The organism is Pseudokineococcus marinus (assembly GCF_013004605.1).
Taxonomy (GTDB): domain Bacteria; phylum Actinomycetota; class Actinomycetes; order Actinomycetales; family Quadrisphaeraceae; genus Pseudokineococcus; species Pseudokineococcus marinus.
In genome coordinates this window covers 1-6,920 of the sequence record NZ_JABEMA010000164.1, presented here as the reverse complement: position 1 = coordinate 6,920, position 6,920 = coordinate 1, and the positions used below count along the sequence as shown (strand labels likewise).

Annotated in this window: 7 protein-coding genes and 1 tRNA gene; all 8 read left to right on the top strand. The window is 78.8% G+C overall.

The window, feature by feature from the left end; genetic code table 11:
- Nucleotides 1-99: 99 nt before the first annotated feature.
- Entirely contained in the window at nt 100-480 is a 381-nt protein-coding gene (rsfS, locus tag HLB09_RS10865) for a ribosome silencing factor (RefSeq protein WP_171203394.1), read from the top strand.
- Nucleotides 477-1,133, top strand: a complete 657-nt coding sequence (locus HLB09_RS10860) for a histidine phosphatase family protein (protein ID WP_171203393.1) — start codon at nt 477-479, stop codon at nt 1,131-1,133. Before rsfS ends, HLB09_RS10860 begins: the two co-directional genes overlap by 4 nt.
- Before the next feature lie 92 nt (nt 1,134-1,225).
- Nucleotides 1,226-1,298: transfer RNA gene (locus HLB09_RS10855), tRNA-Ala, on the top strand.
- A gap of 163 nt (nt 1,299-1,461) precedes the next feature.
- On the top strand, nt 1,462-3,474 hold the full coding sequence (locus tag HLB09_RS20000; protein ID WP_212770911.1) for a metallophosphoesterase family protein: 2,013 nt from the start codon (nt 1,462-1,464) through the stop codon (nt 3,472-3,474).
- 100 nt (nt 3,475-3,574) lie between these two features.
- Complete coding sequence (locus HLB09_RS10845; protein WP_171203392.1) at nt 3,575-4,789, top strand: EAL domain-containing protein; 1,215 nt, start codon at nt 3,575-3,577, stop codon at nt 4,787-4,789.
- 43 nt (nt 4,790-4,832) lie between these two features.
- Nucleotides 4,833-5,009: a DUF1059 domain-containing protein gene (locus HLB09_RS18590; RefSeq protein WP_171203391.1), complete on the top strand. Its 177-nt coding sequence runs from the start codon at nt 4,833-4,835 to the stop codon at nt 5,007-5,009.
- Between the two features lie 122 nt (nt 5,010-5,131).
- Entirely contained in the window at nt 5,132-6,115 is a 984-nt protein-coding gene (locus tag HLB09_RS10835) for a polysaccharide pyruvyl transferase family protein (RefSeq protein WP_171203390.1), read from the top strand.
- 118 nt (nt 6,116-6,233) lie between these two features.
- A partial coding sequence (locus HLB09_RS10830) for a LacI family DNA-binding transcriptional regulator (RefSeq protein ID WP_246235097.1) occupies nt 6,234-6,920 on the top strand: 687 nt, incomplete at its 3' end.

Below are 6,920 nucleotides of genomic sequence, written 5' to 3'. Positions count from 1 at the left end.
CGGCCCGGCGCCCGGGGCGACGGCCTCGGGGGAGCCCGCCCGCGTGAGACCCTGGGGCCTCGGCCGCGGCGACCCGCCGCGGCGCGTCTGGAGGACCCCGTGACCGCCACCGACCGCTCCCTGGAGCTCGCCCGCGCCGCCGCCGAGGCCGCCGCCGACAAGCTGGCGGACGAGGTGCTGGCCCTCGACGTCAGCGAGCAGCTCGTCATCACCGACGTCTTCGTCCTCGCCTCCGGCGACTCCGACCGGCAGGTGCGCGCCATCGTCGACGCCGTCGAGGAGCGCATGCGCGACCTCGGCGCCCGCCCGGTGCGCCGGGAGGGCCTCACCGAGGCGCGGTGGGTCCTGCTCGACTACGCCGACATCGTCGTCCACGTGCAGCAGACGGAGGACCGCCGGTTCTACGCCCTCGAGCGGCTCTGGAAGGACTGCCCCGTCGTCGAGCTGCCCGAGTCGGTGCGCGCCGGCCGCTCCGCGTGAGCGACCCCTCCGGGGGCGGGAGCGCCGGCGGGCCGGCGCAGGTGGTGCTGTGGCGCCACGGCCGCACCGCCTGGAACGCGGACGGGCGCTGGCAGGGCCACACCGACGTCCCCCTCGACGAGCGGGGCTCCGAGCAGGTGGCCGCGGCCGCCGCCGTCCTCGCGGCCCGGGGGCCGGTGCGCGTCGTCAGCTCGGACCTGTCGCGCGCCAGCGCGACGGCGGGCGCCCTCGCGCTGGCCGCCGACCTGCCCGTGGCCCTCGACCCGCGGCTCCGCGAGGTCTACGGCGGCGACTGGCAGGGCCTGCGGCGGGCGGAGATCGCCGCGGGCTGGCCGGAGCTCCACGCCGCCTGGCTGGCGGGCGACGACGTCCCGCCGGGGGGCGGGGAGCGGCGCACCGAGGCCGGCGCCCGCGTCCTCGCCGCCGTCGAGGAGCACGCCGCGCCGCTGGGCGACGGCGAGGTCCTCGTGGTCGTCGGCCACGGCGGCGCCCTGGGCGCGGCGCTGCTGCAGCTGCTGGGCCTGCCCCGCACCGCCGCCCCGGTCCTCACGGGCCTGCGGAACGCGCGCTGGAGCACGCTGCTGCGCGGGGCGCCCGGGGCCGCGCCGTGGCGGCTGCTCGAGCACAACGCCGGGGCCTGGTCGCACGCCTGAGGCACGCGTCGCGGGGCGATTTGGACGCCGTCGAGCGGCCGGGCTAGTCTCTCCTCCGTCCTCGCGGGCCCTCGGGCCCCGCAGGTCGGTCCGGGGCTGTGGCGCAGCTGGTAGCGCACCTCCATGGCATGGAGGGGGTCAGGGGTTCGAATCCCCTCAGCTCCACCGGACACCGTCGGGCCCGTCCCCCTCGTGGGGGCGGGCCCGACGTCGTCCCGGGGGCCGCGTCGTCCTGGGGCTCGTCGTCCCGGGTGACGGTCTCGTGACAGGTCCTCCTGGCTCGCCCGGTGCGGTGCGCGGCGGCGCGGGCGTCGGCGATGATCGTGCGGTGGACGACGAGCACCCCGGCCCGACACCGCCTGGTGGGGAGCGCGCGCCCCACCGGCCCTGGCGCGCCGGTCGTGGCCGGGCTCTCGCGGCCTGGAGCGCTCTCGTCGTCGCCCTCGGGCTCGTCGCCGCCGTCTACGGCGTCACGTCGGCGTCCGCCGAGGCCAGCCTCGGGCCCCACGTCGCCGACTACGCGGTGACGACGGACGGCGAGGTCGCCGTCGACCTCGGGCCGCTCGGCGCCCTCGTCATCGACTCGCCGCTGCCCCTGCGGCTGGGCGTCGACGTCGTCGTCGAGGAGATCCCGCGCGAGGTGACCGACATCGGCGTGTCGTCGACGTCGACGGTCGACCTGCTGGGCGACGACCTCCAGCGCTACCTCCAGCTCTTCTCGGCCCCGCAGGTCACCGTCGACGTCGTCGTCCGCGCGCTCGTGCTCGACGCCGTGCAGCGGTGGCTGACCGCCTGGGCGGTCCTCGTGCTCGTCGCCGTCCTCGGCCGCCTGGCCCTCGGACCCGTCCGCCGGGCCGAGCTGGCCGCCCTCGGCCACCGGCACCGGGCCGTGCTGGCCGGCGTGCTGGCCCTCTCGCTCGTCGCCGCCGTGGTCCTGGCCGGCTTCCGCCCGCAGGCGCAGCGCGACGCCGCCAGCCGCCAGGCGTCGCCCGTCTTCGACGGCACCCCGCTCGAGGGCGCCCGCATCACCGGCCGCCTCGCGAGCGTCGTCGACCTCGTCGGCGGGTACGTGACCGACTTCGTCGACCAGAACACGCAGTTCTACGACCGCGTCACCGCCGACCTCGAGCGCGCCTGGGAGCAGCGCGGCACGCAGGACCCGGCCGTGCTGCCCGCCTCGGGCTCGTCCCGCAGCACCTCCTCGCCGAGCAGCACCCCCTCGTCCGGCAGCACCGCGTCGTCGGACGGCACCGCGTCGCCCGGCAGCACCGCGACCCCCACCGGCACGGCCGCCCCGAGCGGTCCGGCGGCGGCCGCCGCGGGCGATCCGCAGACGACGTCCACGGCCGGCGCGACGCCGGGCCCGACGTCCACCGCGCGCGGGCCGGTGCCGGCGGACGACGTCCTCACGGCCCTCGTCGTCTCCGACCTGCACTGCAACGTGGGGATGGCGGAGCCGGTCGCCCGGCTGGCGGAGCTCGCGGACGTCGACCTCGTGCTCAACGCCGGGGACACGGTGATGAACGGCACGGCCGTCGAGCAGACCTGCGTCAGCGCCGTCGCCGGCGCCCTGCCCGACGTGCCGGTGGTCGTCGCGGACGGCAACCACGACAGCCCGACGACCGCCGACCAGGAGCGGGCGGCGGGCTGGACGGTGCTGGACGGCGAGGTCGTGGACGTCGCCGGCCTCAAGATCCTCGGCGTCCCCGACCCGCGCTCGACGCAGCTGCTCTCGGGCAGCTCGGCCCCGGAGGGCGCCTCCGCCGAGGAGAGCGCCCGGACGCTCGTCGAGGAGGCGTGCGCGGCGGACGACGTCGACCTGCTCCTCGTGCACGACCCGTCCATCGGGGCGCCCGCGCTGGAGGCGGGCTGCGCGCCGGCGCAGGTCTCCGGCCACTACCACGTGCGGACCGACCCCGAGCAGGTCGGCCGCGGCATCCGGTACATCAGCTCGAGCACGGCCGGCGCCGTGCACGACCAGCTCACCGTGGGACCGCTCAACGGGACGGCCGAGATGACGCTGCTGCGCTTCGACGCCGGGACGGGCGACGTCCTGTCGTGGCGGGTCGTCAGCGCGACGCCGAGCGCCGAGGTCACCGTGGGGCCGTGGCGGGCCTGGCCGGCCGTCGCCTCCACGCCCACGCCCGTCGAGGAGTCCGACCCGGCGCTGCTGCCCCAGGGCAGTCCCGAGGACGGCCCGGACGCGCCCCCGGACGCCCCGGGCCAGCCCGCCCTCGACGACGACGGGCGCTCCACCACCGGTGACGGCGGGGCCGCACCGGGGTCCGCGACGGGCGGGCCCACGAGCGGCTCCACGTCCGCTCCGACCGCCGGCGGCTGACCCGGCCGACAGGGCCGGGCGGGTCGCGCGGCGTCGGCCGTCCGGTGGACCGCGCCGGCGCGCGCTGCACCCGGCGCCCGGGCGCACCGATGCCCTCCTCATGCCCCCTGCCGGCCCCGCCGCCCCGACCGAGGACCCGGCCGTCCCGTCGCCGCGTGCCGTGCCGGAGGACGCCCCACCGGACTGGCCGGCGCTCGTCGCCGGCGTCCTCGAGGACCCGTCCCGGCTGCGGCTCGTCGTCCAGCCCATCGTCGACGTCGCGCGCGCCGTCGTCGCCGGGTACGAGGTGCTGTCGCGCTTCGAGCAGCCGGCCGGGGTGGCGCAGCCGCTGACGCCCGACCTGTGGTTCGCCGCCGCCGACCGCCTCGGTCGGGGCGCCGAGCTGGAGGCCCTCGTCGTGGAGCGGGCGCTCGCGCTGCGCGCCGACCTGCCGGACAACTGCTTCCTCACCGTCAACGTCAGCCCGCACCTGCTCGGGGAGCCCGTCCTGACGGACCTCCTCCTCGGGGCGGGGGACCTCTCGCCCCTCGTGCTCGAGCTGACGGAGCACACCGCCGTCGCCGACCTCACGCCCGTCGTGGCCCTCTGCGGGCGGCTCGCCGACCGGGGCGCCCTCGTCGCCCTCGACGACGCCGGCTCCGGCTACTCGGGCCTGCAGCAGCTGACGACCGTGCGCCCGCACCTCGTCAAGCTGGACCGCGCGCTCGTCGCCGGCATCCACCTCGACGAGGCGAAGCTGGCCCTCGCGGAGATGCTCGGCGAGCTCGCCGGCCGCCTCGACGCGTGGCTGCTCGCCGAGGGCGTCGAGACGTGGGAGGAGATGGACGCCTTCCTGCGCCTCGGCGCTCCTCTCGCCCAGGGGTACCTGCTGGCGCGCCCCTCGCCCCGGTTCGAGCCCCTCGACGCCGCCGTGGCCGCGCGCCTGCGCTCCGCCGCGGCGCGCGTCTCCTTCGTCGAGGACGTGGCCAGCCTCGTCGAGCCCGTCCGCTGCGAGGACCCGACGACGGGAGAGCCCCTCCTGCTGGAGGCGGGGGAGGTCGGGATCCGCCTCGACGCCGAGGCCCACCCGGCCGCCCTGCTCCTCCCTCTGCGCCGCGAGGGGGAGAGCGGGCACCGCACGGCGCGGGTGTCCCTGCGCGCCCGCCCCTCCGACGGGGTGGTCGAGCTGGCCCGCCGCGCCGTCGCCCGCCCCGAGGCGACGCGCTTCGACCCCGTCGTCGTCGTCGACGACATCGGACGGGCCGTGGGCGTCGTGCGCGCCGAACGGGTGGTCGCGCGCCTCGTGGCGCTGCTCGAGGGCGCCGGCGGCCGATGAGGGGACGGGCGCCGAGACGCGGTCGCCCGACCAGGAGGTGACCGTGAAGCAGTTCTCATGCGGCGACGTCGTGCCGGGGTGCCGCAAGACCTTCAGCGCTCCGACCGAGGCCGACATCCTCGGCGCCGTGGGTGCGCACGCCCGCGACGACCACGGGCTGGCGGAGGTCCCGGCCGCTCTCGTCGAGCAGGTCCGGGGACGCATCCTCACCCTCGCCTGAGCGACCCCGGCGGCGGGAGCCCCTCGGCGCCCGCCCCCACCCGCGCCCCCCGGTCCGCCGCAGCCCCGTCGCAGCGGCGAGCCGGGGGGCGCGGGCGCGCCCGCTCGTGGGACCGTCCCGGCGTGGACGACACCCCCGCCCGACGCCCCTCCGCCGGACCCCCCGCCCTCGGGCACCCCGACCGCGGCGGCACCGGACCCGGGCGCCGCGTGCTCGTGACCGGCTGGTTCAGCGTCCCCGACGGCGAGATCACCGCGGGGGACCTCCTCGCGCGCGACGCCGCCGTCGCGGACCTCCGCGCCCTCGGCGAGCCCTTCGACGTCGCGATGACGCGCACCTTCGCGCCCGACGACGCCGCCAGCGTGGACCTCGAGACGGTCGACCCGGAGCGCTACGACGTCGTCCTGTGGGTGTGCGGGCCCGCCCGCGGGCGCCAGCTGCAGCGCGTCGCCGACCGCTTCCCGCACGCCCGGCTCCTCGGTGTCGACGTCTCCGTCGTCGACGGCCTCGCACCGCTGCACGCGGCCCTGGCCCGCGACGGCGACGGCGAGCCGCGCCCCGACACCTCCCTGCTCGTCCCCGTGCCGGCCGTCCCCGTCGTCGGCCTGTGCGCCGCGCACGCCCAGCACGAGTACGGCGAGCGCCAGCGCCACGACGCGGTCCACGACGTCGTCCTGCCCGCCCTCGCCTCGGCGCCCGGGCCCGCGGGGCCGCCGGCGGTCGTGCCCTTCGACACGCGGCTGGCCACCGGGGAGCCCCACGTGCCCTCGACCGCCGCGCAGGTCGAGGCCCTGCTCCGCCGCTTCGACGTCGTCGTCAGCAGCCGCCTGCACGGCGTGGTCCTGGCGCTGAAGAACGCCGTCCCCGTGGTCGCGCTCGACCCCGTCGAGGGCGGCGCCAAGGTGGCCGCGCAGGCGCGGGCGCTGGGCTGGCCCGTCCTCCTGCCGCACGAGGTGACGCGCGAGCGCGTCCAGGAGCAGCTGGTGTGGGCGCTCTCGCCGGAGGCGCGCGAGGCGGCGCGGGCGGTGCTGCCGACGGCGCAGGAGGCGCTCGCCGGGTCCGCCCGCGACCTCGGGGCGCTGCTGCGCGTCCCGGCGGGCGGGTGAGGCGCTCCGCCCCCGGGCGTCGGCTCGTGGGTCGCCTCGGGGGTCCCCTCGGGCCCCTCCCGGGAGACGGCCGTCCCCGGGCGCGAGCGGTCGCGGGGGCGTCGTCGTGGCGGTGACGATGCGTGACGTCGCCCGTCGCGCCCGGGTCTCCTCGAAGACGGTGTCCAACGTCGTCAACCGCCGCCCGCACGTGCACGAGAGCACCCGGGCGCGGGTCGAGCAGGCGATCAGCGAGCTGGGGTACCGGCCCAACCTCGCCGCCCGGGGCCTGCGGTCGGGGCGCACCGGCGTCGTCGGCCTCGTGCTGCCGGACCTGCGGCCGCCCGCCGCCGCGGCCCTCGCCGACGCGGTGCTCGTGGCGGCGCAGGAGAACGACCTCGCCGTCGTCGTGAGCCGCGCGGGCGCCGACTCCCGGAGCCTCGCGGGGGTCCTGGCGGGCGAGCCGCACCGCACCGACGGGCTGCTGCTCGCCGCCGAGCTGCTCGGCGCGCCGGAGCGGGCGCTGCTCGACGAGGTGGACCACCCGGTCGTCCTCCTCGGCCGGGCGGACGTCGTCGTCGCCGTCGACCAGGTCGCCACCGCGGACGCCGCGGCGGCGGCCGCCGCCGCCCGGCACCTGCTCGACGCGGGCCGCCGCCGGGTGGCGGTCGTCGGGGCGCCGGCGAGCGGGGCGACCGGGCGGGGCGGGACGAGCGCCCGGGTCGTGGGCTCCCGCCGGGCGCTGGAGGACGCCGGCGTCCCCGTCGACCCGCGCCTCGTCCTCCCCGCGCGGGCCGGGGACCCCCGGGCCGGCGCGGCGGCCGTC